The organism is Nonomuraea sp. NPDC050328 (genome assembly GCF_044459405.1).
GTDB lineage: Bacteria > Actinomycetota > Actinomycetes > Streptosporangiales > Streptosporangiaceae > Nonomuraea.
Genome location: NZ_JBITIW010000003.1, coordinates 630,833 through 653,436, shown reverse-complemented (window position 1 = coordinate 653,436; position 22,604 = coordinate 630,833). Strand labels below are relative to the sequence as shown.

Annotated in this window: 23 protein-coding genes and 1 riboswitch; of the genes, 17 read left to right on the top strand and 6 right to left on the bottom strand. The window is 72.5% G+C overall.

All coding sequences use genetic code 11. From position 1 onward, the window contains the following. Positions 1-2 precede the first annotated feature (2 nt). The 12 genes from ACIBG7_RS14525 to ACIBG7_RS14470 all read left to right on the top strand — a co-directional run bounded on the left by ACIBG7_RS14525 (position 3) and on the right by ACIBG7_RS14470 (position 13,067). Positions 3-683, top strand: a complete 681-nt coding sequence (locus tag ACIBG7_RS14525) for a response regulator transcription factor (RefSeq protein ID WP_357930962.1) — start codon at positions 3-5, stop codon at positions 681-683. Between the two features lie 90 nt (positions 684-773). Next, positions 774-1,214 carry a hypothetical protein gene (locus tag ACIBG7_RS14520; protein WP_397336460.1) on the top strand — a complete coding sequence of 147 codons (441 nt, stop codon included), beginning with the start codon at positions 774-776 and terminating at the stop codon, positions 1,212-1,214. 10 nt (positions 1,215-1,224) lie between these two features. Beyond that, on the top strand, positions 1,225-1,812 hold the full coding sequence (locus tag ACIBG7_RS14515) for a phosphoribosylanthranilate isomerase (protein ID WP_357930956.1): 588 nt from the start codon (positions 1,225-1,227) through the stop codon (positions 1,810-1,812). Between the two features lie 159 nt (positions 1,813-1,971). Continuing rightward, complete coding sequence (locus tag ACIBG7_RS14510; protein WP_397336459.1) at positions 1,972-3,186, top strand: serine hydrolase domain-containing protein; 1,215 nt, start codon at positions 1,972-1,974, stop codon at positions 3,184-3,186. A 10-nt stretch (positions 3,187-3,196) separates the two neighbouring features. Continuing rightward, the gene (locus ACIBG7_RS14505) at positions 3,197-3,844 is read left to right on the top strand and encodes a CDP-alcohol phosphatidyltransferase family protein (RefSeq protein WP_357930950.1); all 648 of its coding nucleotides are present in this window, start codon (positions 3,197-3,199) and stop codon (positions 3,842-3,844) included. Between the two features lie 4 nt (positions 3,845-3,848). Beyond that, the gene (locus ACIBG7_RS14500; protein ID WP_357930947.1) at positions 3,849-6,344 is read left to right on the top strand and encodes a mannose-1-phosphate guanyltransferase; all 2,496 of its coding nucleotides are present in this window, start codon (positions 3,849-3,851) and stop codon (positions 6,342-6,344) included. Between the two features lie 218 nt (positions 6,345-6,562). Continuing rightward, on the top strand, positions 6,563-7,060 hold the full coding sequence (locus ACIBG7_RS14495) for an FHA domain-containing protein (protein ID WP_357930945.1): 498 nt from the start codon (positions 6,563-6,565) through the stop codon (positions 7,058-7,060). After that, complete coding sequence (locus ACIBG7_RS14490; protein ID WP_357930943.1) at positions 7,057-7,710, top strand: MerR family transcriptional regulator; 654 nt, start codon at positions 7,057-7,059, stop codon at positions 7,708-7,710. The genes ACIBG7_RS14495 and ACIBG7_RS14490 overlap by 4 nt, the downstream gene beginning before the upstream one ends. A gap of 91 nt (positions 7,711-7,801) precedes the next feature. Continuing rightward, positions 7,802-8,272 carry a bifunctional nuclease family protein gene (locus ACIBG7_RS14485; RefSeq protein ID WP_357931256.1) on the top strand — a complete coding sequence of 157 codons (471 nt, stop codon included), beginning with the start codon at positions 7,802-7,804 and terminating at the stop codon, positions 8,270-8,272. Positions 8,273-8,417: 145 nt separating this feature from the next. Continuing rightward, positions 8,418-9,041 carry a MerR family transcriptional regulator gene (locus ACIBG7_RS14480; protein WP_357930940.1) on the top strand — a complete coding sequence of 208 codons (624 nt, stop codon included), beginning with the start codon at positions 8,418-8,420 and terminating at the stop codon, positions 9,039-9,041. Between the two features lie 24 nt (positions 9,042-9,065). Continuing rightward, a riboswitch (glycine riboswitch) is annotated at positions 9,066-9,158 on the top strand. A 140-nt stretch (positions 9,159-9,298) separates the two neighbouring features. Continuing rightward, the gene (gcvP, locus tag ACIBG7_RS14475; protein WP_357930937.1) at positions 9,299-12,127 is read left to right on the top strand and encodes an aminomethyl-transferring glycine dehydrogenase; all 2,829 of its coding nucleotides are present in this window, start codon (positions 9,299-9,301) and stop codon (positions 12,125-12,127) included. Between the two features lie 163 nt (positions 12,128-12,290). Continuing rightward, positions 12,291-13,067 carry a hypothetical protein gene (locus tag ACIBG7_RS14470; RefSeq protein ID WP_357930934.1) on the top strand — a complete coding sequence of 259 codons (777 nt, stop codon included), beginning with the start codon at positions 12,291-12,293 and terminating at the stop codon, positions 13,065-13,067. A gap of 80 nt (positions 13,068-13,147) precedes the next feature. On the opposite strand, the gene ACIBG7_RS14465 is transcribed toward ACIBG7_RS14470, so the two are convergent. Beyond that, on the bottom strand, positions 13,148-13,495 hold the full coding sequence (locus tag ACIBG7_RS14465; RefSeq protein ID WP_357930931.1) for a hypothetical protein: 348 nt from the start codon (positions 13,493-13,495) through the stop codon (positions 13,148-13,150). Between the two features lie 211 nt (positions 13,496-13,706). On the opposite strand from ACIBG7_RS14465, the gene ACIBG7_RS14460 reads away from it, so the two are divergent. Next, entirely contained in the window at positions 13,707-14,303 is a 597-nt protein-coding gene (locus ACIBG7_RS14460; protein WP_397336699.1) for an alpha/beta family hydrolase, read from the top strand. Here ACIBG7_RS14460 and ACIBG7_RS14455 read toward each other — a convergent pair whose 3' ends face one another. After that, positions 14,304-14,498 (bottom strand): DUF5999 family protein, encoded by a 195-nt coding sequence (locus tag ACIBG7_RS14455; RefSeq protein WP_357930925.1) that lies wholly within the window; start codon positions 14,496-14,498, stop codon positions 14,304-14,306. Between the two features lie 447 nt (positions 14,499-14,945). On the opposite strand from ACIBG7_RS14455, the gene ACIBG7_RS14450 reads away from it, so the two are divergent. After that, positions 14,946-15,371 (top strand): hypothetical protein, encoded by a 426-nt coding sequence (locus tag ACIBG7_RS14450; protein WP_357930922.1) that lies wholly within the window; start codon positions 14,946-14,948, stop codon positions 15,369-15,371. A gap of 145 nt (positions 15,372-15,516) precedes the next feature. Here ACIBG7_RS14450 and ACIBG7_RS14445 read toward each other — a convergent pair whose 3' ends face one another. Next, the gene (locus ACIBG7_RS14445; protein WP_397336458.1) at positions 15,517-16,080 is read right to left on the bottom strand and encodes a TetR/AcrR family transcriptional regulator C-terminal domain-containing protein; all 564 of its coding nucleotides are present in this window, start codon (positions 16,078-16,080) and stop codon (positions 15,517-15,519) included. A 160-nt stretch (positions 16,081-16,240) separates the two neighbouring features. Between ACIBG7_RS14445 and ACIBG7_RS14440 the strand changes: the two genes are divergently transcribed. After that, positions 16,241-16,606: a hypothetical protein gene (locus ACIBG7_RS14440; protein ID WP_357930916.1), complete on the top strand. Its 366-nt coding sequence runs from the start codon at positions 16,241-16,243 to the stop codon at positions 16,604-16,606. Between the two features lie 225 nt (positions 16,607-16,831). Here the strand turns inward: ACIBG7_RS14440 and ACIBG7_RS14435 are convergent, their stop codons facing one another. The 3 genes from ACIBG7_RS14435 to ACIBG7_RS14425 all read right to left on the bottom strand — a co-directional run bounded on the left by ACIBG7_RS14435 (position 16,832) and on the right by ACIBG7_RS14425 (position 19,894). Then, a complete protein-coding gene (locus tag ACIBG7_RS14435; protein ID WP_397336457.1) occupies positions 16,832-18,139 on the bottom strand; it encodes a sigma-70 family RNA polymerase sigma factor in 1,308 nt (435 codons plus the stop codon). Between the two features lie 221 nt (positions 18,140-18,360). After that, positions 18,361-18,696, bottom strand: a complete 336-nt coding sequence (locus ACIBG7_RS14430) for a hypothetical protein (RefSeq protein WP_357930911.1) — start codon at positions 18,694-18,696, stop codon at positions 18,361-18,363. Between the two features lie 28 nt (positions 18,697-18,724). After that, positions 18,725-19,894, bottom strand: a complete 1,170-nt coding sequence (locus ACIBG7_RS14425; RefSeq protein ID WP_397336456.1) for an AMP-binding protein — start codon at positions 19,892-19,894, stop codon at positions 18,725-18,727. Positions 19,895-19,912: 18 nt separating this feature from the next. Between ACIBG7_RS14425 and ACIBG7_RS14420 the strand changes: the two genes are divergently transcribed. Continuing rightward, positions 19,913-20,854 (top strand): o-succinylbenzoate synthase, encoded by a 942-nt coding sequence (locus ACIBG7_RS14420; protein ID WP_357930907.1) that lies wholly within the window; start codon positions 19,913-19,915, stop codon positions 20,852-20,854. Further along, positions 20,851-22,509 carry a 2-succinyl-5-enolpyruvyl-6-hydroxy-3-cyclohexene-1-carboxylic-acid synthase gene (gene menD, locus ACIBG7_RS14415; RefSeq protein WP_357930905.1) on the top strand — a complete coding sequence of 553 codons (1,659 nt, stop codon included), beginning with the start codon at positions 20,851-20,853 and terminating at the stop codon, positions 22,507-22,509. The genes ACIBG7_RS14420 and menD overlap by 4 nt, the downstream gene beginning before the upstream one ends. Positions 22,510-22,604: the final 95 nt, after the last annotated feature.

Sequence of the window (22,604 nt, the reverse complement as noted above, 5' to 3'; positions counted from 1 at the left end):
CTGTGATCCGCGTCCTGATCGCCGACGACCAGGCCCTGGTCCGGGCCGGGGTGCGCATGTTGCTGCAGGCGGCCGGCGACATGGAGGTGGTCGGCGAGGCCAAGGACGGCATGGAGGCGGTCCGCCTGGCCGAGCAGCACCTGCCCGACGTGATCCTGATGGACCTGCGCATGCCCCGCCTCGACGGCCTGGAGGCGGCCCGGCGCATCCTGTCCGCCCGCCCCAGCGCCCGCATCGTGGTGCTCACCACCTTCGCCGAGGACGCCAACGTCTTCGCCGCCCTGCGGCTGGGCGCCCTGGGCTTCCTGGTCAAGGACGACGAGCCCGAACGCATGGTCGACGCCGTGCGCCGCGCCGCCTCCGGCGAGCCGCTCCTGGCCCCCAGCGTGCTGCGCCGCGTCGTCGAGCGCGCGGTCAGCGCGGCGGAGGCCGCCACCCCGCCGGTCCCCGCCAACCTGACCGAACGCGAGCTCGACGTGCTGGCCCTGCTCGGCGCCGGCCTGTCCAACGCCGAGATCGCCGAGCGCCTGCACGTCGGCGTCACCACGGTCAAGTCGCACGCCGCCGCCGCCATGGACAAGCTCGGCCTGCGCAACCGCACCCAGGCCGCGGTGCTCGCCTACCGGATGGGCCTGGTCGACTCCCGCTTCCGGCCGGTCGAGCGCCATCCGCCTGCCGGGTGAGTGCCCCTTCCCCCCGCAGGCGGACGACCCGCCACCCGGGTTCTGGGGAGCATGTGGGCCTATCGCCCACCAGGAAGGACTCACCTCCCCATGCAGGACATCTCCTCGACGACGCCCACGGCGACCAGGCCGGTCGCCGCGGGCCTGGTCTACACCCTGCGCGTGCTCATCCTCGTGCACGCCGTCTCGCTGATCGTGGCCGCCGCCATGGCCGGCTCCTCCTTCGCCTACCAGGGCGAGGCGCTCACCTTCGACAACACCGCCACCGAGCCGCACGTCATGGTCGGCATGGTCTCCCACCTGCTCAGCCTGCTGCAGCTCATCGCCGCGATCCTGTACTGGCGGCCGGGCCGCGGCGCCGGCTGGCCGGCCCTGGTGAGCCTGCTCCTGCTGGTCATGAGCATCGGGCAGCACTTCCTGCTGGCCGTCGGGATCAACGCGCACCTGCCCAACGGCGTGCTGCTGTTCGGCCTGTCGTTGTGGCTGACCGTGTGGAGCTGGTCGCAGCGGGCGACCGTACGCCACGGGTAGGCTCGACGGCGTGTTCGTGAAGATCTGCGGGCTGCGCGAGCCCGAGCACGTCCGAGCCGCCGTCGAGGCGGGCGCCGACGCGATCGGCTTCGTCATGACGGCCAGTCCGCGCCGCGTCTCCCCGGAGGAGGCCGCCGCCCTGGCGGCGCTCGTCCCGGAGCACGTGCTGACCGTCGGGGTGTTCATGGGCGAGAGCCCCCAGGAGGTGCGGCAGGCCGCCGCGATCTCGGGAGTGCGAGGCGTCCAGCTGCACGGCCGGCACCCGCACGCCGACTTCACCGCGCTGAAGGACCTCGGCCTCACCCTGCTGCGGGCCGTACCGTCCGATGCCGACCTGCGCTGCGGCGCCTTCGACGAGGACCTGCTGCTCGTCGACGCCCCCAGGGCCGGCGCGGGTGAGCCCTGGGACTGGGCGGCCGTGCGCGGCCGGCCCTCCGGGCGATGGATCCTGGCCGGCGGCCTCGACCCTGGCAACGTGGCCGCCGCCGTCGAGGCGGCGCGGCCGTGGGGCGTGGACGTCTCCAGCGGCGTCGAGGTGTCGCGCGGCGTCAAGGACGCCGGGCTGATCCGCGCCTTCCTGGACGCCGCCCGCGGCTGAACCCGCCGCTGGGCCCGCGCGCTGGGCCCGCCGCGACTTTGGTCGGTCCCGGCTCCGCCTCGCGGGGGAGACGGCGGCTCGGTCCTCAGCCCGAGGCGAGGCGATCTTCCATCTGAGAAAGTCGGGAATGTCCCGCATCCTCCGGTGGAAGGAAGAGCGATGATCTTACTGAAGGCGGCGGCCGCGTTCCTGGGCGGCGTGCTGCTCGCCGGCGTCGTGGCCGCCCCGGCCGCGGCCGGTCCCGAGCTCGACCGGCGCGCGCTGCGCGAGACCCTCGACGAGGTCCCCAAGGGCGGCATGTACGGCATCTACTCGGCCGTCAGCGCCGGCCGGCAGCACTGGCGCGGCGCGGCCGGGTTCGCCGACCCGTTCGCCGGCCGCCCCATGCGCCCCGGCATGCACCACCGCGTCGGCAGCATCACCAAGTCCTTCACCGCGACCGCGGTGCTCCAGCTCGTGGACCGGGGCCGGCTGGAGCTCGACGCGCCGGTCGAGCGCTACCTGCCCGGCCTGCTGCCCGACGCCCGGATCACCGTGCGGATGCTGCTCAACCACACCAGCCACCTGGGCGACTACGACGAGGCGCTGATCGCGAAGCCCGAGGACCTGGAGACCATGCGCACCCGCTCCTACACCAAGCGGGAGCTGATCGGCCTGGGCCTCGGCCGGGGCAGCACCGGCGTGCCCGGCCAGACGCCCGGCGTCTACTCCAACACCAACTACATCGTCCTGGCGCTGCTGATCACCGAGGTCACCGGGCAGGAGGCCGAGGACGTCATCACCCGCAACGTCATCCGCCGCGCCGGGCTCGGCGACACCTTCTTCCCGCGCACGCCGTACCTGCCCCGCCCGCACGCCAACGCCTACACCTCCTTCGGCGGCTACTGGGACCCGCCGCGCGACTTCACCGTGTTCGACATGTCGTGGGCCTCGACCGCGGGCGCGATCGTCGCCACGATGCCCGACCTCAACCGCTTCTACCGGGCGCTGCTCGGCGGCAAGCTGGTCAGCGCGCAGGCGCTGGCGCAGATGAAGCAGACGGTGCCGGTCCAGCCCGGCGCGGGCATCCCCGACACGATGGCCTACGGCCTGGGCATCTACGCCGTCGACCTGCCCTGCGGCGGCCGGGTCTGGGGCCACGACGGCGGCGTGATCGGCATGGCCACCGTCTCGCTCACCACGGAGGACCTCCAGCGGCAGGCCTCGACCGGGGTCAACCTCACCTGGCACCCCGGCACCGAGGACTCGGCGGCGGCCGAGGGCGTCCACTTGCTGACCGCGCTGTGCGGCACCCCGCCCGCCGCGGCCAAGAGCACCTTCACGCTGCCCAGAGCGGACGCCCCGATGCCGTCGGCAGGAGGCGCGGCACAGTAGGTTTGAGCACGTGAGTGAGATTCCCGCCGAGGACCGGATCTGGACGATCCCCAACATCCTGAGCTTCCTGCGGTTGCTCGGCGTGCCCGTGTTCCTGTGGCTCGTCCTGGGTCCACGGGCCGACGGGTGGGCGGTCGCCCTGCTCATCGCGGCGGCCGCCACCGACTGGCTCGACGGGAAGATCGCTCGCGCGTTCAACCAGACCAGCAGGCTCGGCCGCATCATCGACCCGGCGGCGGACAAGCTCTACGTCTTCGCCACCGTCGTCGGGCTGGTGCTGCGCGAGGCGATCCCGTGGTGGCTGGCGGCGATCGTCTTCGGCCGCGAGCTGTTCGTGGCCTGCTTCATCCCGGTGCTGCGCAAGTACGGCTACAAGGCCCTCCAGGTGCACTTCCTGGGCAAGGCCGCGATGGCCAACCTGATGTACGCCTTCCCGCTGCTGTTCCTCGCCTCGCACACGGGGGAGTGGTACGCCGACTTCACCCGGATCATCGGCTGGGCCTTCGCCGTCTGGGGCGTGGGGCTGTACTGGTGGGCCGGCGTGCTGTATGTGGTACAGGTGCGGCAGCTCGTAAAAGCCTCGAAGCGGGACAACAGCGGCTCTTCGGGTAGCACTGCCGCTTCCAGCGACACGGGTGGCGCCACGGCGAAGGAGTGATCGGGTGAAGGCGGTCGTCATGGCGGGCGGGGAGGGGACTCGGCTGCGTCCGATGACCGCCAACCAGCCCAAGCCCCTCCTGCCGGTGGTCAACCGCCCGATCATGGAGCACGTGCTCCGGCTGCTCAAACGGCACGGCCTGACCGAGACCGTGGTCACCGTCCAGTTCCTCGCCGCGTTGGTACGTTCCTACTTCGGCGACGGCGACGAGCTGGGCATGACCCTGCACTACGCCACCGAGGACCTGCCGCTCGGCACCGCCGGCAGCGTCAAGAACGCCGCCAGCCGGCTGGCCGACGACCGCTTCCTGGTCATCTCCGGCGACGCGCTGACCGACATCGACCTGTCGGACATGATCCGCTTCCACCGGGACAACGGCGCCCTGGTCACCGTCGGGCTGAAGCAGGTGCCCAACCCGCTGGAGTTCGGCATCGTCATCGCCGACGAGGCCGGCCGTATCCAGCGCTTCCTGGAGAAGCCCACCTGGGGCCAGGTCTTCTCCGACACCGTCAACACCGGCATCTACGTCATGGAGCCCGAGGTCCTGGCCGAGGTGCCGGACGGCGTGGCCGCCGACTGGGCCGCCGACGTCTTCCCCCGGCTGCTGGAGCGCGGCGCGCCCGTCTACGGCTACGTCGCCGAGGGCTACTGGGAGGACGTCGGCACCCACGAGAACTACCTCAAGGCCCAGGCCGACGCCCTGTCCGGCCGGGTGCGCCTGGACATCGACGGATTCGAGCTGTCGCCGGGCGTCTGGGTCGCCGAGACCGCGGCGGTCGACCCCGACGCGGTGCTCAAGGGCCCGCTGCTGATCGGCGACTACGCCAAGGTCGAGGCCGGGGCGGAGTTACGCGAGTACACCGTGCTCGGCGACAACGCGGTCGTGCGCGAGGGCGCCTTCCTGCACCGGGCGGTCGTCCACGACAACGTCTACCTGGGCCCCGGCACCCACTTACGCGGCTGCGTGATCGGCAAGAACACCGACGTGATGACCGGCGCCCGCGTCGAGGAGAACGCCGTCGTCGGCGACGAGTGCGTGATCGGCGCCGAGGCCTACGTCTCCAGCGGTGTCAAGGTCTACCCCTTCAAGACCATCGAGGCCGGGGCCGTGATCAACACCAGCGTCATCTGGGAGTCACGCGGCCAGGCCAGCCTCTTCGGCCGCCGCGGCGTCAGCGGCCTGGTCAACGTGGAGATCACCCCGGAGCTGTGCGTACGGCTGGCCAGCGCCTACGCCACCACCCTGAAGAAGGGCGAGTCGGTCGTCACCTCCCGCGACTCCTCCCGGGCCGCCAGCGCGCTCAAGCGGGCCGTGATCAGCGCCCTGACCGCCAGCGCGATCAACGTCATCGACCTGGAGGCCACCCCGCTGCCGGTGGCCCGCTTCGCCACCTCGCGCAAGCACGCCTCCGGCGGCATCGCCCTGCGCACCACCCCCGGCGACCCGCAGAGCCTCGACATCGTTTTCCACGACGGCCGCGGCGCCGACCTGGCCCCCGCCACCCAGCGCAAGCTGGAGCGCGTCTACTCCCGCCAGGAGTTCAGGCGCGCCTTCCCCGGCGAGATCGCCGAGCTGAGCCACCCGGCCAGGACCATCGAGGACTACGCCCACGAGCTGCTGCGCTGCGTGGACATGAGCGGCGCGGGCGACCTCAAGGTGGTCGTCGACTGCGCGGGCGGCACCGCCTCGCTGGTCATGCCGGTCCTGCTCGGCCGGGTCGGGCTGGAGGTGCTGACCGTCAACGCCCGGCTGGACGAGGCCTCGCCCACCGAGACGCTGGCCGAGCGCCGGCGCGACCTGCAACGGCTGTCGGAGCTGGTCAGCTCCTCGCGGGCGCACTTCGGCGTGCGCTTCGACCCGGTCGGCGAGCGCATCGCGCTGGTGGACGAGAAGGGCCAGTTCATCAGCGAGGAACGCGCCCTGCTGGTCGTGCTGGACCTGGTCGCCGCCGAGCGGCGCACCGGGCGGGTGGCGCTGCCGGTGACCACCACCCGCGTCGCCGAGCAGGTCTGCCGCTTCCACGGCGTGCAGGTCCAGTGGACGCCCACCGCGCTCGACTCGCTGACCGCCGCCGCCCGCCAGAGCGAGATGATCTTCGCGGCGGACGGGCGCGGCGGCTTCGTGGTGCCCGAGTTCGCGCCCACCGTCGACGGGCTGGCCGCCTTCATGCGGCTGCTCGGCCTGGTGGCCAGGACCCGGCTGTCGCTCAGCCAGATCGACGCCCGCATCCCCGAGGCCAAGCTGCTGCGCCGGGCCGTGCCGACGCCGTGGGCGGCCAAGGGCGTCGTCATGCGCTCGGTGATCGAGGCGGCCGAGGGACTGCGCACCGACACCACCGACGGGGTGCGGGTGCTGTCGGCCGACGGCGGCTGGGTGCTGATCCTGCCCTCGGCCACCGAGCCGGTCACCGACCTGTGGGCCGAGGCGGCCGACGTGGACGCCGCACAGGCCCTCCTGGAGCGCTGGGGGCGAGTCGTGGAGGAGGCGTCGGGATCTTGACCCGGCTTTCACCTCGGTGTTGGACCTTGGGGTGCGCTGGGCGGTAACTTTGTCCCCGACCAGACTCAGGAAACGTACGAGCGTGTCGCCAGCGGCTCGTCTTGACCTTTGCGGCGCTACAGCGTAAGTTGCGGCATTCGCAATGTTGACAGCGATACAAGCGAAGGCGCGCCCGGGCACCGAAGCAGCGCCGTCGCGGTAGGAGGCCGAGCCGATCGATGCCGAGCGTCTACTGCACGCAGTGCGGGCACGCCAACCCCGAGGATGCCCGTTTCTGTTCCCGCTGTGGATCACCCCTGACCAGGTCCGAGGTCACGGGGGACACCACATCGACGATCTCCGTCGCGGGAATCGAGGCGTACGAGGCTGAGACCGGGGAGTTCCTCTTCGCCGAGCGGCAGTTGGTCGAGCAGCTCCCGCCGGGCGCCGCGCTGCTGACCGTCGTGCGCGGGCCCAACGCGGGCAGCCGCTTCCGGCTGGACCAGGACCTGACCACCGTCGGCCGGCACCCGGAGAGCACGATCTTCCTCGACGACATCACGGTGTCGCGCCGGCACGTGGAGTTCTACCGCCACCCCGGCGGCCGCTTCACCGTCCGTGACGTGGGCAGCCTCAACGGCACCTACGTCAACCGGGAGCGCATCGAGGAGGTGCCGCTGCACTCGGGGGACGAGGTCCAGATCGGCAAGTTCAGGCTGGTGTTCCTCTCTCGATGAGCGCGCAGGCGGCTCGCTCGCACATGAGCATCGGCGAGGTCCTCGCCCTGCTCAAGTCCGAGTTTCCAGACGTCACCATCTCCAAGATCCGTTTTCTGGAGGGGGAGGGGCTGATCGAGCCGGACCGCAGCCCCTCCGGTTACCGCAAGTTCACCCACCTGCACGTCGAACAGCTCCGCTTCATCCTGCGCGAGCAGCGTGACCACTACCTGCCGCTGCGCGTCATCAAGGACAAGATGCTGGAGGAGCTGTCCCGGCCGCGTGCCGTACCGGACAGCAAGGAGGTACGGCTCAGCCGCGACGAGCTGCTGGAGGCGGCCGGGCTGACCGAGGAGGCGCTGGCGGAGCTGGAGGACTACGGCCTGCTGGCGCCGGTCGCCCGGCGCTACGACGAGGAGGCGCTCCAGATCGCGCGGACGGTCGGGGCGCTGGCCCGTTTCGGTCTGCACGCCCGCCACCTGCGGGCGGTCAAGGCGGCGGCCGAGCGCGAGTGCGGCCTGGTCGAGCAGACCGTGGCCCCGGTGCTGAAGCGGCGCGCCCCCGGAGCGATCGGCGAGGCCCACGAGAACGCCCGCGAGCTGACCGGCCTGCTGCTGGATCTGCACGCGGCCCTGCTGCGCTCCGGCGTCCGGTCGGTGCTGGGCGGCTGAGGCATCGGGCACATTCCGGGCCTTGCGGGTGTTACGTTGGAAGAGCCTGTCGCTCGCTTTTCAGTCGCCATTTCGGATTTCGGAGCAGCCCGTGGTGCAGATGGAAGTAGTGGGCGTTCGCGTTGAAATGCCCACCAATCAGCCGATCGTTCTGCTCAAGGAGGCGAGTGGTGACCGATTCCTGCCTATTTGGATAGGAATGACAGAAGCGCAGGCGATCGCGCTCGCCTCCGCGGAGGAGCCGCCGCCCAGGCCGCTCACCCACGACCTGTTCCGCGACGTGCTCAGCGCCCTCGGCGTCAGCCTGCGCGCGGTCAACATCGTCGCCCTGCGTGACGGCATCTTCTTCGCCGACCTGGTCTTCTCCAACGGCGTCGAGGTCAGCGCCCGCCCGTCCGACTCCATCGCCCTCGCCCTGCGCACCGGAGCGCGCATCTACGCCAGCGAGGAAGTCGTCCAGGAAGCCGGTGTCGTCATCCCCGACGACCAGGAGGACGAGGTGGAGAAGTTCAGGGAGTTCCTTGACCAGATCACGCCCGAGGACTTCGGCCGCGCGGGGTAGCTATATAAGAGCATTTACGCTTCACGACTCGCCGGGGCGGATCGTTGACTGAGCATGGTCACGGTCCTACGGTGCAAGTGAAACCCGCGGTCGCCCGAAGAACCCCCAGATCAGGCCGCGGGATGAGAGAAAGCCGGAGGTCCGCGTGGCGGTCAGCAGCGGCGAGGGAAACAGGGCCGGCCAGGAAGATCCGGCCCGGCGCGAGGACGCGCGCCAGCGTGCCGGTGAACAGGGGCTGCTCTTTGACCAAGAGCCCGCCTCCCAGCCTGGCAACCTCGGCTACCGCGGCCCTACGGCCTGTGCGGCGGCCGGCATCACCTACAGGCAGCTCGACTACTGGGCGCGCACGGGTCTGGTGGAGCCGACGATAAGAGCCGCGCACGGCTCGGGCTCCCAGCGCCTGTACAGCTTCCGCGACATCCTGGTGCTCAAGGTGGTCAAGCGGCTGCTCGACACCGGAGTCTCGCTCCAGCAGATCCGCACGGCCGTGCAGCACCTGCGCGACCGCGGCGTGGCCGACCTGGCCCAGATCACGCTGATGAGCGACGGGGTGAGCGTCTACGAGTGCACCTCCGCCGACGAGGTCATCGACCTGCTCCAGGGCGGTCAGGGCGTGTTCGGCATCGCGCTGGGCCGCGTGTGGCGGGAAGTCGAGGGATCGCTCGCGGAGCTGCCGGGGGAACCCACGGCGGCCGAGGACGGCAACGCCTCGGCCGGCCACCCGGCTGACGAACTCGCGCAGCGCCGACGTGCGCGGAGGATTGGCTGAGGGTAATCTGGGCAGCGAAGCTTTCGACCCCGTGCGGGAGAGTCCCCAGCAACTGTGGGGCGCCGAAGGAGCAACCCTCCCCGGAATCTCTCAGGCACCCGGTACCGCTCGGGCGAGGCGACTCTGGAAAGCAGGCGCGCCCGCCAGGCGCGTCTCACCGACGGTGAAAGCTCCCTCGGGAGTGAAGCTCTCAGGTTGCGATGACAGAGGGGGAGACTCGGCACCCGCCTGCGCGCTGTCTCCAGGAGGCACCCTTCATGTCTGAGCTTTTCTCCAGCCGTCACATCGGCCCGTCCGACGCCGAGCAGCAGCGCATGCTGGAGGCCGTGGGCTTCGAGTCCGTCGCGGATCTGGTCGCGGTAGCCGTACCGGAAGCGATCCGGGCCAAGGACGCGCTCAAGCTGCCCGCCGCGGCGAGCGAGATCGAGGTCATCGGCGAACTGCGCGCCCTGGCCGATCGCAACCAGGTCCTGACCAGCATGATCGGCCTGGGCTACTACGACACGGTCACCCCGGCGGTCATCCGCCGCAACCTGCTGGAGAACCCGGGCTGGTACACCGCCTACACGCCCTACCAGCCGGAGATCTCGCAGGGCCGCCTCGAGGCGCTGCTCAACTTCCAGACCGTGGTCTCCGACCTCACCGGCCTCGACGTCGCGGGCGCCTCCCTGCTGGACGAGGGGACGGCCGCCGCCGAGGCGATGACCCTGGCCCGCCGGGCCGGCAAGGCCAAGAGCAACGTCTTCGTGGTCGACAACGACGTGCTGCCGCAGACCAAGGCGGTGCTGGCCACCCGCGCCGAGCCGCTCGGCATCGAGCTGGTCTTCCAGCGCCTCGACCAGGAGCTGCCGGAGTGCTTCGGCGTGCTGGTCCAGTACCCCGGCGCCACCGGCGCCGTGCGTGACTTCCGCGCCGTGGCCGAGCGGGCCCACGAGCTCGGCGCGCAGGTCGTCGCCGCCGCCGACCTGCTGGCCCTGACCCTCATCGCCTCGCCCGGCTCGCTCGGCGCCGACATCGCGATCGGCTCCTCGCAGCGCTTCGGCGTGCCGTTCGGCTTCGGCGGCCCGCACGCCGCCTACATGGCCGTGCGCGAGGGCCTGCAGCGGCAGATGCCCGGCCGCCTGGTGGGCGTCTCGGTCGACACCGACGGCGACCCGGCCTACCGGCTGGCCCTGCAGACCCGCGAGCAGCACATCCGCCGCGAGAAGGCCACCAGCAACATCTGCACCGCGCAGGTGCTCCTGGCCGTCATCGCCGGCATGTACGCCGTCTACCACGGCCCCGAGGGGCTGCGCCGGATCGCCTCGCGCGTGCACGCCCAGGCCGCCGCGATCGGCCACGCGCTGTCCGGCGCCGGCGTCCCGGTGACCGAGCACTACTTCGACACCGTCACCGCCTCGGTGCCGGGCAAGGCCGCCGCGGTCGTCGCCGAGGCGCTCTCGCGCGGCGTCAACCTGTGGCAGGTCGACGCCGACCGCGTCACCGTCGCCTGCGACGAGAAGACCGGCCCGGCCGAGGTCGCCAAGGTGCTGGAGTCCTTCTCCGCCGCGCTCGGCCTGCCGATCGAGGCGCCCGCCGCCGGCGAGGAGCTCACCGCGCTGCCCGAGGCGCTGCTGCGCACCGACGACTACCTCACCCACCCGGTCTTCCACACCCACCGCTCCGAGACCTCGATGCTGCGCTACCTGCGCCGGCTCCAGGACAAGGACATCGCGCTCGACCGCTCGATGATCCCGCTGGGCTCGTGCACGATGAAGCTCAACGCCACCACCGAGATGGAGCCGATCACCTGGCCGGAGTTCGCCGGCATCCACCCCTACGCCCCCGAGGAGCAGTCCGAGGGCTACCGGGAGCTGATCGAGACCCTGGAGAGCTGGCTGGCCGAGGTGACCGGCTACGACGCCGTCTCCATCCAGCCCAACGCCGGCTCGCAGGGCGAGTTCGCCGGCCTGTTGGCCATCCGCGCCTACCACCGCGCCAACGGCGACGCTGAGCGCGACGTCTGCCTCATCCCGTCCTCGGCGCACGGCACCAACGCGGCCAGCGCGGTCATGGCCGGCATGCGCGTCGTCGTGGTCGCCTGCGACGATGACGGCAACGTCGACCTGGCCGACCTCGACGCCAAGATCGCCAAGCACGCGGACAAGCTGGCCGCGATCATGGTGACCTACCCGTCCACGCACGGCGTGTACGAGGAGACCATCACCGAGGTCTGCGCCAAGGTCCACGAGGCCGGCGGCCAGGTCTACGTCGACGGCGCCAACCTCAACGCGCTGGTCGGCCTCGCCAAGCCGGGCGAGTTCGGCGCCGACGTGTCCCACCTCAACCTGCACAAGACCTTCTGCATCCCGCACGGCGGCGGCGGCCCCGGCGTCGGCCCGGTCGCCGTCCGCGCCCACCTGGCCGCCTACCTCCCCGGCCACCCGCTGCGCGAGGGCTCGGCGGTCGGTCCCGTCTCCGCCGCGCCGTACGGCTCGGCGGGCATCCTGCCGATCTCCTGGGCCTACGTCCGGATGATGGGCGGCGACGGCCTGCGCGCCGCCACCGAGCAGGCCATCCTGTCGGCCAACTACCTCGCCCGCCGGCTGGCCCCGCACTACCCGGTGCTCTACACCGGCCGGGGCGGGCTGGTCGCCCACGAGTGCATCGTCGACCTGCGGCAGATCACCAAGGAGACCGGCGTCACCGTGGACGACGTGGCCAAGCGCCTCATCGACTACGGCTTCCACGCGCCGACCATGTCCTTCCCGGTGGCCGGCACGCTGATGATCGAGCCGACCGAGAGCGAGAACCTCGCCGAGCTCGACCGCTTCGTGGACGCGATGATCGCCATCCGCCAGGAGATCTCGCGGGTGGCCGACGGCGGCTACGACCGCACCGACAACCCGCTGCGCAACGCCCCGCACACCGCCGAGTCGGTCACCGCCGACGAGTGGACCCACCCGTACTCGCGCAGCGAGGCGGCCTACCCGGTGCGCTCGCTGCGGGAGAACAAGTACTGGGTGCCGGTCCGCCGCATCGACCAGGCCTACGGCGACCGCAACCTGGTGTGCGCCTGCCCGCCGCTGGAGGCCTACGAGGACTGATCCCGCTCGGGTGACGGAGCCCGCTCAGGCCGTTCTCCGGCCGGGGCGGGCTCTCTCGCGTCCGGGCCGGGCTCGGTGAGACCCCGCGCGTCGAGTCGCGCGACGTGATCGCCGGGAATCGTTAGGCTCGGGGGCAGCCTCGTGAAGACGCGAAGGAGTTTCGTTGACCCCCCAGGAGCTCGACGCCTCACCCCTCGACACCGCCCGGCGGCTGGCCGAGGAAGGCGATCTCGGCGGAGCCGCCGCCATCCTCACCGGACTGGCCTCCGACCCCGAGGCGCCCGACCGCGCCCAGGCGGCGGTCGGGCTCGCCGTGGTGCTGGACGAGCAGGGCGATGTCCGGGGCGCGCGCAACGCCGCCCGCTCCGCCCTGGCCACCGGACACCCCGAGTACGCCGCCCAGGCCGCCTGCCACCTCGCCCAGGGCTTCGAGCGCGAAGGGCTCGACGAGCAGGCCCGGGGCGCGTGGCAGGCCGTCCTCGGGCTCGGCACGGCCGCCTACCTGCCCGTGGCGCACCTCGCCCTGGCCCGGCTCGCCGAGAGCGACGAGGAGGCCGAGGCGCACCTGCGCGGGGCCCTGGCGGCCGGTGGCCCGATCAGCGCCGCCCAGCAGCTCGCCGACCTCCTGCTGGCCCGTGGCGAGCCCGAGGAGGCCGTGGCGGTGCTGGAGGAGACGCTGGAGGTGTGCGACGAGGTGGCCGCCGCGCAGGTGCGGGTCCGGCTCGGGATCGCGCACCTCGAACTCGCCTGCGCGCACTTCGCGGTCGCGGTGGAGGAGGGGCGGGACCGGGAGACCGTCTCGCTGGCCATCGAGCTGCTCGCCAGGACGTTGCCGTTGCGGGGGCGGGGGGACGACGCGGAGCAGGTGTGGGCTTACGGGCTGGGGCACGGGGACGCCGAACTGGCCGACCAGGTCCGCCTCCGCCACGACCGTCCCTGACCGCTCCCCGGCCCCGGTTTCGCGCCGGCCCCCGCCCTCTCGCGCAGGCCGTCCTGCGGCCACCTTCCCCCGGGGGGCGGTCAGCGGCGGTTGCCGACGGCTACGGCGATGTTGACCACCGCGATGCCGATCCACGCGATCAGCAGCCCGAGCGGCCCCGCGGTCCCCGCCGCGATGGCGGTGAGCGGGATGCCGAGACCCAGCGAGGCGATCGCCACGGTGGTGGTGACCTCCGCCTGGGTCTTGGCGCGCTTCTTGGCCGAGGGCCCGGCGGCCTGGATCTCGGCCTGCACCCGGGCGGCGATGACCTGGTCCAGCCGGTCGGCGAAGGACTCCGCCAGCGCGGTCTCGTATTCCGGTCCGAGATCGCGGCGGGCGTCGAGGGTGGCCCGGTAGTCCCGGCCGATCTCGGAAGGAGTGTCAGACATAGCAGCCAATCTGGCACACCGGCCGGGCGGGCGCATCCCTCCTGAGGGGCAGGCGTCCCTCCTTCCCGGGTCGGTGGTGGGAAGGCGTGCCGTACGGCAGGCGGAGCAGCGGGCTGTGCCACCATGACAGATCATGGAGATCAGTGCCGCGGGGGGCGGCGGAGACGAGCCCGGGACCGCGGCGAGCGCGGCCGCGAAGGGCCTTGAGGTTCTGGAGTTCGACACCTCGCGCGGCCCGGCCCGGGTGCTGGTCGAGACGCCGGCCGGGCGGGCGCGGCTGCTGCTGGTGCTGACGCACGGCTCGGCCGGGGGAGTGGACGCGCCCGACCTGCTGGCCGTCCGGGACGCCGCGCTGGCCGGCGGGGCCGTGGTGGCGCGGGTGCTGCAGCCGTTCCGGCTGGCCGGGGCACGCGCGCCGGGATCGCCGGACCGGCAGGACGAGGCCTGGGCGGAGATCGTCGCCAGGCTGCGGGAGGAGCGGCCGGACCTGCCGCTGGTGCAGGGCGGGCGGAGCAACGGCGCTAGGGTCGCCTGCCGTACCGCCGGAAAGGTGGGGGCGGTGGCCGTGGTGGCCATGGCCTTCCCCCTGCACCCGCCGGGCAGGCCGGAACGTTCCAGGGCGGAGGAGCTCAGGAACGCGGGCGTCGACGTGCTGGTGATCAACGGCGACCGGGACCCGTTCGGTGTGCCGGACGCCGCGGACGCCTCGTGCCTGGTGGTCCTGCCGGGGGAGGGCCACGATCTGAAGAAGAACCCCGTGAAAGTGGGCGAAGTGGTCGCCGAGTGGATCGCGGGTCACACCCGCTGATCAGCAGGCCGTGACTGGCACGGGCCGGTGCGGGGCGATGACTGCCCCGCTCGGCAACAGTTCACCGGTGTCCTCGAACAGGACGACCCCGTTGCAGAGCAGGCTCCACCCCTGTTCGGGGTGGCAGGCCATGGTGCGCGCGGCCTCACGGTCGCGTGCGTCGGCCGGCGGACAGGCCGGGTCGTGCGGGCACATCGGCGTGCCTCCGAAATCTCGTGAACAATCGGTCCCAGCAAGTGTGCGATGCAGATCACACATTCCGACATAGCCCGTTAGGACGGTTGAAGGAGGAGGTTCGCCGGAAGGGCGTGCGACCTGAGAGACAGAGTGCCCATGTTCCGGCCCTGCTCCAACGCCGACACGCCGGTTTTTCGCGACAGTTCCGGGTGGGGTGCGGGGGTGGTCTTTGTTCGGTGTACGGCGGGCAAAGCCGGAGGGTGTGCGGGGTTATCGGGGGGTCTGGGGGTAGGCGGGCTGGTCTGAGAGGGGAGCGCCCGGAAGGAGAAGGCCGTGAGCCAGCACACCCCTGAACACGAACCGGAGCTCTCGGAGCCGTCGTCGGCTGAGTCCTTGGAGTCGCGAGGCTCTTCGGAGACGCCCGGCTCGCCTGACCCGTCGCTCTCGCCGCCCCGTGGACCGGGATTGCCCGACCCCGACGTGCCCAGTGGTCCGGGGTCGCCGCCCGGCCCCAACGACCCCGCCACCCCGCCTCCCGACACGCCGGACGCTCCGGACACCCCCGGAACGCCGGGCATCCCCGACCCCGGCCTTCCCGACCCCGATGCTCCGGAACCGGGTCTGCCGGATCCGGACGTCCCGGAACCGGGGCTGCCTGACCCTGACCTGCCGGATCCCGATGCGCCCGATCCCGGGCTTCCCGACCCGGACGTTCCCGGGTCGGCCGTGCCGGACGCGGACGGGCTCAACGGGCCCCGTCCCGGGCCGCCCGATCCCGACCGGGCCGTCCTGCCCGACGGCTGGGACGACCTCGGCGCCGGCCGCCCCACCACCGGCTGGGACGACCTGGGCCCGGAAGGCCGGCGAGGCGAGGGCGGCCCGGCCTCCTGACCGCCGCCGGGGTGACGGGCGCTGCTCACCCTGCCCCGGCCCGCTCACCCCGGCCCGCTCGCCCCGGCCCCTCACCCTGCTCACCGGTGGCAGAGGGTGGGGCTGGGTACGGCGGGCGGCGGGTGAGGCGATGGAAAGGGTGGGGTCAGGAGGAAGTGAGGCCGCGGAGGAGGGCGTCCAGGCCCCGTTCGAAGTCGGCGTCGGCGCCGGGGTCGCGGCGAGTCCAGGTGTCGGCCTCGGGGTCGGCCCAGCCGCTGGCCTGCACCTCCACCGCGACACTCCCGAACACGAAGGCGCGGAGCGAGCGGACGGCCTCGGCGGCGTCGGGCAGGCCCAGGTCGGTGAGCTGGTCGATCTGCTCGCGGATGGCCAGCGCGGTGGCGCCCTTGGGCGGCTTGGTGAGGGCCAGGGCCAGGACACCGGGGTGGTCGCGCAGGGCCTCACGGCCGGCCCGGCACCAGGCGCGGGCGGTGTCCTCCCAGGTGGTGCCGCGTTCAACCTGGACGGCGGTGACATGCTCGGCGAGGGCGTCCATCAGGGCTTCCTTGCCGCAGGGGAGGTGGTGGTAGATCGCCATGGCCTCGACCTCCAGGGCGTCCCCGAGCCGTCGCATGGTGAGCCGGCGCAGGCCCTGGCTGTCGGCGATGTGCAGGGCGGCGTCGATGATGCGTTCCCGGGAGAGCGGGACGGGCGGGCGTTTGGCAGGCATGGAGATCATCCTGCTCGCTGGTGACTTACTTTGTAAAGGCCGCCGCGCCGTACAGAACCACCGGAGGTCCGGTGCGTGGCGCGCGGGGCGGTGGGGCTACGCTTAGCCTCGACAAGCTGACAGAGGGAGCGAAGTTCCGATGGCGTTTTTCCGTCCGCGTGTGAGCCGTGAGGCCGAGGTCCGCTACCTCGCGGACCAGGAGATCTCCAAGAGCCTTCCCGAGCTGCTGGAGAAGGCCCGGCTGGCCGAGCAGCGGGTGCGGGAGCTCCAGGCGGCGCAGGCGTCCGAGGAGGAGCTGCGGGAGGCCGGGCTGGTCCTGGACAAGGCGCTCACCGAGGCGCTGCGGGCGGCCGAGAGCGGGCAGCGCAGCACCTTCGGGGTGCGCAGCTACGACGACCGGATCGCGCGGCGCAAGGCCAAGGCGACGCCCAAGGGCGCCATGTGGACCGCCGAGGTGGACCGGCTGCGCACGCTGCGCGAGCAGAACCGCATGTGGGGGATCCCGCGGGTGCCCGCCGTCCGCTGACTTCTTCCTGCCGGAAGCGGTGCGTGCCCTCGCAGGGTGCGGCACCCCGCGCAGGTCGTTTCGCCGATACGAAGAAGCCCCGGAACCTGGTGGTTCCGGGGCTTCGCCGCTTCCGCGGACGGGCCCGGAGGCCCTCGCCGAGTGGCCGGTCCGCCGCTCAAGGGGTGACGGGGACCGGCCTGGCCCGGTGCCGCGGAAGGGGGGCCAGAGTGGTCTGGCTGTTGCTCAGCTCGCCCAGTCCAGCAGCGGGCGGGTGTTGCTCGGGTGGCGCAGCTTGGACAGCGACTCCTTCTCGAGCTGCCGGATCCGCTCCCGGGTGAGCCCCAGGTGCTTGCCGATCTCGTCGAGGGTGTGCGGCTTGCCGTCGATGAGCCCGAAGCGCAGCGCCATGATGCGCGCCTCGCGCTGCGACAGGTTGCCGAGCACGCCCCTGAGCTGGTCGGCCAGCAACTGCCGGTCGACGATCTCGGAGGCCTCGGGCGAGTCGACGTCCTCGATCAGGTCGCCGATGGTGGTCTCGCCGTCCTCGCCGATGGTCGCGTTGAGCGAGATCGGCTGGCGAGCCGTGCGCAGCAGCTCCTCGATCTGGTCGGGCGTCTTGTCGAGCTCGACGGCCAGCTCCTCCGGCGTGGGCTCGCGGCCCAGCCGCTGGTGCATGTCCCGCTCGATGCGCGACAGCTTGGAGAGCATCTCCAGCACGTGGACGGGCAGCCGGATGGTGCGGGCGGAGTCGGCGAAGCCACGCTGGATGGCCTGCCGGATCCACCACATGGCGTAGGTGGAGAACTTGAAGCCCTTGGTGTAGTCGAACTTCTCCACCGCCCGGATGAGCCCGAGGTTGCCCTCCTGGACCACGTCGAGGAGCGCCATGCCGCGGTCGGTGTACTTCTTGGCCACCGAGACCACCAGGCGGAGGTTGGCCTCCAGCATGTGGTCCTTGGCGCGGCGGCCGTCCTCGGCCACCCACTCCAGGTCCTCGCGCCGGCGCGGGGTGAGACCGGGCTCCGACTCCAGCTTGTACTCGGCGTACAGGCCGGCCTCGATGCGGCGGGCGAGCTCGACCTCCTCGGCCGCGGTGAGCAGCGTGCGGCGGCCGATCGACTTGAGGTAGGTGTGGACCGAGTCGCCCATCACCGACTGGGTGTCGTCCAGGTCGAGCGACTCCTGCTCCAGCTCGACGTCCTCGGGGGAGATCTCCACCGGGCCGTCCTCGTCGGAGGCGGGAGTGGCGGCGGCCGGGGCCGCTTCCGCGGCCTTTTTGGCGATCTTGGGCTTGGTGGCGGTAGTCTTCTTCGCGGTGGCCTTCTTACGGGGCGCGGGGGTCTTCTTGGTCAGGGACGGCTCGTCCTCGGCGGCGAGGCTCACCCCCGACTCGGTCAGCTCACGCAGGATCGACCTGCCCTGAGCGGGGCTGATCCCGGCCTCGGCGAAGGCGTCGCGCAGCTCGGCAAGGGACAGGTGACCCTGGGCTCGCCCTCGGGTGAGGAGCTGGTCGAGCGTCGCGGGTGTCGCGGGCGCGGCGGCTGTGGGCATGAGGACACCTCCTCCTCGCGGAGTGTCGGCAAGTTCTGGCACAGGTTCTGACATCGGGTGGGGCGGCTGTGGCCGCATCAACGCACCAGTACCAATAACGCCGAATTTCGCGTTTTGTTCCCGCCCGTTCCCGGCCGCATGGGAAAAACCCCTGGTGGGGCGGGCAGCGGCCGGAATGGTGGGCTATCTCACTCTGATCCCAGCCGTGTCGTCCGGTCCGTTCAGTCGCCGGAGGGGCGCTGGACCACGGTCGGCATGGGCATGGGCTCCGCGCCCTCCATGCGCTCGCTGCTCCAGAACTGGAGCACGTCGCCCGGGTTCTCGTTGACCTCGTGGGAGACCACGATGTCGGAGGGCTCGGGGGTGGGCGTGCCGGCGGGCTCGGGGGCCTCGGCGGGTCCGCTCGCGGGTTCGGGCATCTTGTTGACCACCGCTCTGGTCTCCTGGCTGACCTTCTCCAACCGGCCCGCCGAGGCGGCGGCCGCGACGTAGAGGCCGCCGGCGACGACGACGCCCACGACCGCCGCGGACACCCACATCTTGCGGGTCTGCTTCATGGAGGATCCTCCTTCGACGCTTGCCTCACTATGACGCATCGCCGTGGCCCCGCGTTCCATGCCGGAGGCTTTCGAGGTCGGTCTTGCCGTTCGGCAGGAGCGGCAGGCGGGGGAGCAGCCGCAGGTCACGGGGTGCGGCGTGCGCGGGGAGGCGGTCTTTGGCGAACGCCCGCAAATGGGCGAGGCTCGGCGCGTTCGCCGGCGTGCGGGGCACGACGACGGCCACCACGATCTCGCCCCACTCGGCGTCGGGGCGGCCGACGACGGCGACGTCGGCGACCTCGGGGTGCTGGGCGAGCACGCCGGCGACCTGGGCGGCGACCACCTTCTCGCCGCCGGTGTTGATGACGTCGTCGGCGCGGCCGAGCACCCGCAGCCGGCCGCCGGACAGCTCGCCGAGGTCGGAGGTGGTGAACCAGCCGCCGTCGAAGGCGGGGCCGCCGCGGTAGCCGGCGAAGAGCACCGGGCCGGCCAGCAGGATGCGCCCGTCGGGGCCGATTTTGAGATCTACATTGTCAAGGGGTCGGCCGTCGTACACGCAGCCGCCGCTGGTCTCGCTCATGCCGTACGTGGTGACCACCCGGGCGCCGAGCTCGCGCGCCCGCTCCAGGAGCGTGGGGGAGGCGGCGGCGCCGCCGAGCAGGATGGTCCGGAAGACCGACAGGTCGGCGCCCCTCTCGACCAGGCGGTGGAGCTGGGTCGGGACGAGCGAGACGTGCGCGGCGCCGGAGGCGAGCACCGCGGCCGGGTCGAAGCGCTCGTGGATGATCGGCTCGGTGCCGCCGAGCAGCGACCTGACCAGCACCTGCAGGCCCGACACGTGCGAGGGCGGCAGGCAGCACAGCCAGCGCTCGCCGGGGGCGGCCTCCAGGCGGCTCAGCGAGGCCGCCGACGAGGCGCGCAACGCCGTGGCGCTGAGCTGGACGCCCTTGGGACGGCCGGTGCTGCCGCTGGTGGCGATCACGACCGCGACGCCGGCCGGGACGCCCTCGCCGCCGGCCTGCCGTACGCCCTGCTCGGTCTCCACCTCGGTCGGGCCGAGCGCGGCGAGCGCGCCGGCGGCGTGGGAGGGCGGCAAGGGCAGCACGGCGGGTCCGTCACCGGCCAGAGCGCGCGTGATCGCCTCGAACAGGCGCGGGCCGGGCGGCAGGACCACCGCGCGCAACGCGCGGTCCGGGTGCGCTGACTTCCCCTTCATGTCCGTAAGGTTAGTCATGTGATCGAGCCCGCCAGCCCACCACGCCCCGTGGTCTTCCGCATCCCCATGAGCACCCGTTTCCGCGGCCAGACGGTCCGTGAGGGTGTGCTGATCAGGGGAGCGGCCGGGTGGGGCGAGTTCTCCCCGTTCCCGGAGTACGGGCCGCGCGAGAGCGCCCGCTGGCTGGCCTGCGCGCGTGAGGCCGCCGAGCTCGGCTGGCCCGCGCCGCTGCGCGCGCGGGTGCCGGTCAACGCGACCGTGCCCGCCGTGGGCCCCGAGCGCGCCCACGAGCTGGTACGGCAGGCCGGCTGCGGCACCGCCAAGGTCAAGGTCGCCGAGCGCGGCCAGAGCTTCGCCGAGGACCTGGCCCGCGTCGAGGCCGTGCGCGACGCCCTGGGCCCGGGCGGCCGGCTGCGCGTCGACGCCAACGGCGCCTGGGACGTGGACGAGGCGGTCCGCAACCTCAAGGAGCTCGACCGCTTCGAGCTGGAGTACGCCGAGCAGCCGTGCGCGACGCTGGAGGAGCTGGCGCGCGTGCGCCGGGCGGTGCGGGTGCCGATCGCCGCCGACGAGTCGATCCGCCGCGCCGAGGACCCGTTGAAGGTGCGGGCGGCCGAGGCCGCCGACATCGCCGTGGTGAAGGTGCAGCCGCTGGGCGGGGTGCGCAACGCGCTGCGCGTGGTGGAGGCGTGCGGGCTGCCCGCGGTGGTCTCCAGCGCGGTCGAGACCTCGGTCGGGCTGGCCGCCGGGCTGGCGCTGGCGGCGGCGTTGCCGGAGCTGCCGTACGCGTGCGGGCTGGGCACCATGAGCCTGCTGACCGGCGATGTCACGAAAAATCCCCTTATCCCGGTCGATGGGATGCTTGAGGTGCGCAGCGTGGAGGTCGACCCCGAGCGCCTCGCCGCCGTCGAGATCGACTCCCCGGCCTGGTTGCGCCGCCTGCAGGAGGCTGAGCTGTGAATCCCGCCATCGCGCTGGCCACGGTGCTGATCGACGAGTTCGTCCGCTGCGGCCTGAGCGAGGTCGTGCTCGCCCCCGGCTCCCGCTCGGCCCCCCTCGCCCTGGCCGCCCACGCCGACTCCCGCATCCGGCTGCACGTGCGCATCGACGAGCGCTCGGCCTCCCACCTGGCGCTGGGCCTGGCCCGCCGCTCGGAGAAGCCGGTCGCGCTCATCTGCTCCTCCGGCACCGCGACCGCCAACTTCCACCCCGCGGTGATCGAGGCGAGCGAGTCGGGCGTGCCCCTGCTCGTCCTCACCGCCGACCGCCCGCCCGAACTGCGCGGCACCGGCGCCAACCAGACCATCGACCAGCTCAAGCTGTACGGCACCGCGGCCCGCTGGTTCTTCGAGGTCGGCGTGCCCGAGGAACGTCCCGGCCAGGCCGCCTACTGGCGCTCCCTGGCCTGCCGAGCCTGGCAGCGCGCCTCAGGCCCGGCCGACCCTGGACCGGTCCACCTGAACCTGCCCTTCCGCGAGCCGCTGATCCCCGACGGGGACACCACCTGGTGCGAGTCGCTCGACGGCGACTCCGGCGGCGGTCCCTGGATCCGGGCGCGGGTCGCCCCGCCGCCCGTGGCGCTGCACCTGCCGCCGACCCGCCGGGGCGTGCTGGTGGTCGGCGACGGCGCGGCCAACGTGCGGCGCTACGTCGCCGCGGCGGGCATGGCCGGCTGGCCGGTGATCTCCGAGCCGAACGGCAACGGCCGCTACGGCGACCACGCCGTATCCACCTACCACTTCCTGCTCGGCTCGCCGGAGTTCGCCGAAGCGCACCGGCCCGACGTGGTCGTCACGCTCGGCCGTCCCGGCCTGTCCCGGCCGCTGCTGTCGTGGCTGCGGCACGCCGAGGAGCACATCGTGGTCGCCACCGACCTGACCCGCTGGCCCGACCCCACCCGGTCGGCGACCCAGGTGGCGCAGGCGGTCGAGATCCCGGTCGCCTCGGGCGACGACGAGTGGCTCAACTCCTGGCGCCGGGCCGACCTCGCGGTGCGCGCGGCGATCGACGGGCTCCTGGACGTGAGCGGCATGAGCGAGCCGCGGCTGGCGCGCGACCTGGTCGAGCTGCTGCCGAACGGGTCGCTGCTGTTCACCGCCTCCTCGATGCCGATCCGCGACCTCGACACCGTCATGCGGCCCCGGCGCGGGCTGCGGGTGCTGGCCAACCGGGGCGCCTCGGGCATCGACGGCATCGTCTCCACCGCGATGGGGGCCGCGCTGGCGCACAACGGGCCCTCCTACGCGCTGGTGGGCGACCTGTCGTTCCTGCACGACCAGAACGGGCTCATCCTCGGACCGCGCGAGCCGCGGCCCGACCTGTGCCTGGTGGTGGTCAACAACGACGGGGGCGGGATCTTCTCGCTGCTGCCGCAGGCGGCGCTGCGTGACCCGTTCGAGCGGGTCTTCGGCACGCCGCACGGGGTGGACCTCGGCTACGTCGCGGCCGCCACCGGCACGCCGTACACGCTGGTGGAGGATCCGTCGGAGGTGGCCAAGGCGATCCGGGGCGAGGGGGTGCGGATCGTGGAGGTCCGCTCCGACCGCGAGCACAACGCCCGCCTGCACGCCGACCTGCGCGAAGCCGCCCAGACGGCCCTGTCGCTGACCGGGTGAGCCCCCGGCCGCGGGGTACGGCTCAGCGGTGCTTTTGAGGAAGGTGGGCGACCATCGGCAGGAGCGCCAGCGGGACCAGCGGGGGAAAGCACGAC

What these genes read in the sequence shown, in the direction of transcription:
- ACIBG7_RS14495 (WP_357930945.1), top strand. Translation starts at nt 6,563, where the DNA reads ATGCCGAGCGTCTACTGCACGCAGTGCGGGCACGCCAACCCCGAGGAT.
- gcvP (WP_357930937.1), top strand. Translation starts at nt 9,299, where the DNA reads ATGTCTGAGCTTTTCTCCAGCCGTCACATCGGCCCGTCCGACGCCGAG.
- ACIBG7_RS14430 (WP_357930911.1), bottom strand. Translation starts at nt 18,696, where the DNA reads ATGAAGCAGACCCGCAAGATGTGGGTGTCCGCGGCGGTCGTGGGCGTC.
- ACIBG7_RS14445 (WP_397336458.1), bottom strand. Translation starts at nt 16,080, where the DNA reads ATGCCTGCCAAACGCCCGCCCGTCCCGCTCTCCCGGGAACGCATCATC.
- ACIBG7_RS14520 (WP_397336460.1), top strand. Translation starts at nt 774, where the DNA reads ATGCAGGACATCTCCTCGACGACGCCCACGGCGACCAGGCCGGTCGCC.
- ACIBG7_RS14490 (WP_357930943.1), top strand. Translation starts at nt 7,057, where the DNA reads ATGAGCGCGCAGGCGGCTCGCTCGCACATGAGCATCGGCGAGGTCCTC.
- ACIBG7_RS14510 (WP_397336459.1), top strand. Translation starts at nt 1,972, where the DNA reads ATGATCTTACTGAAGGCGGCGGCCGCGTTCCTGGGCGGCGTGCTGCTC.
- ACIBG7_RS14435 (WP_397336457.1), bottom strand. Translation starts at nt 18,139, where the DNA reads ATGCCCACAGCCGCCGCGCCCGCGACACCCGCGACGCTCGACCAGCTC.
- ACIBG7_RS14455 (WP_357930925.1), bottom strand. Translation starts at nt 14,498, where the DNA reads ATGTGCCCGCACGACCCGGCCTGTCCGCCGGCCGACGCACGCGACCGT.
- ACIBG7_RS14465 (WP_357930931.1), bottom strand. Translation starts at nt 13,495, where the DNA reads ATGTCTGACACTCCTTCCGAGATCGGCCGGGACTACCGGGCCACCCTC.
- ACIBG7_RS14425 (WP_397336456.1), bottom strand. Translation starts at nt 19,894, where the DNA reads ATGAAGGGGAAGTCAGCGCACCCGGACCGCGCGTTGCGCGCGGTGGTC.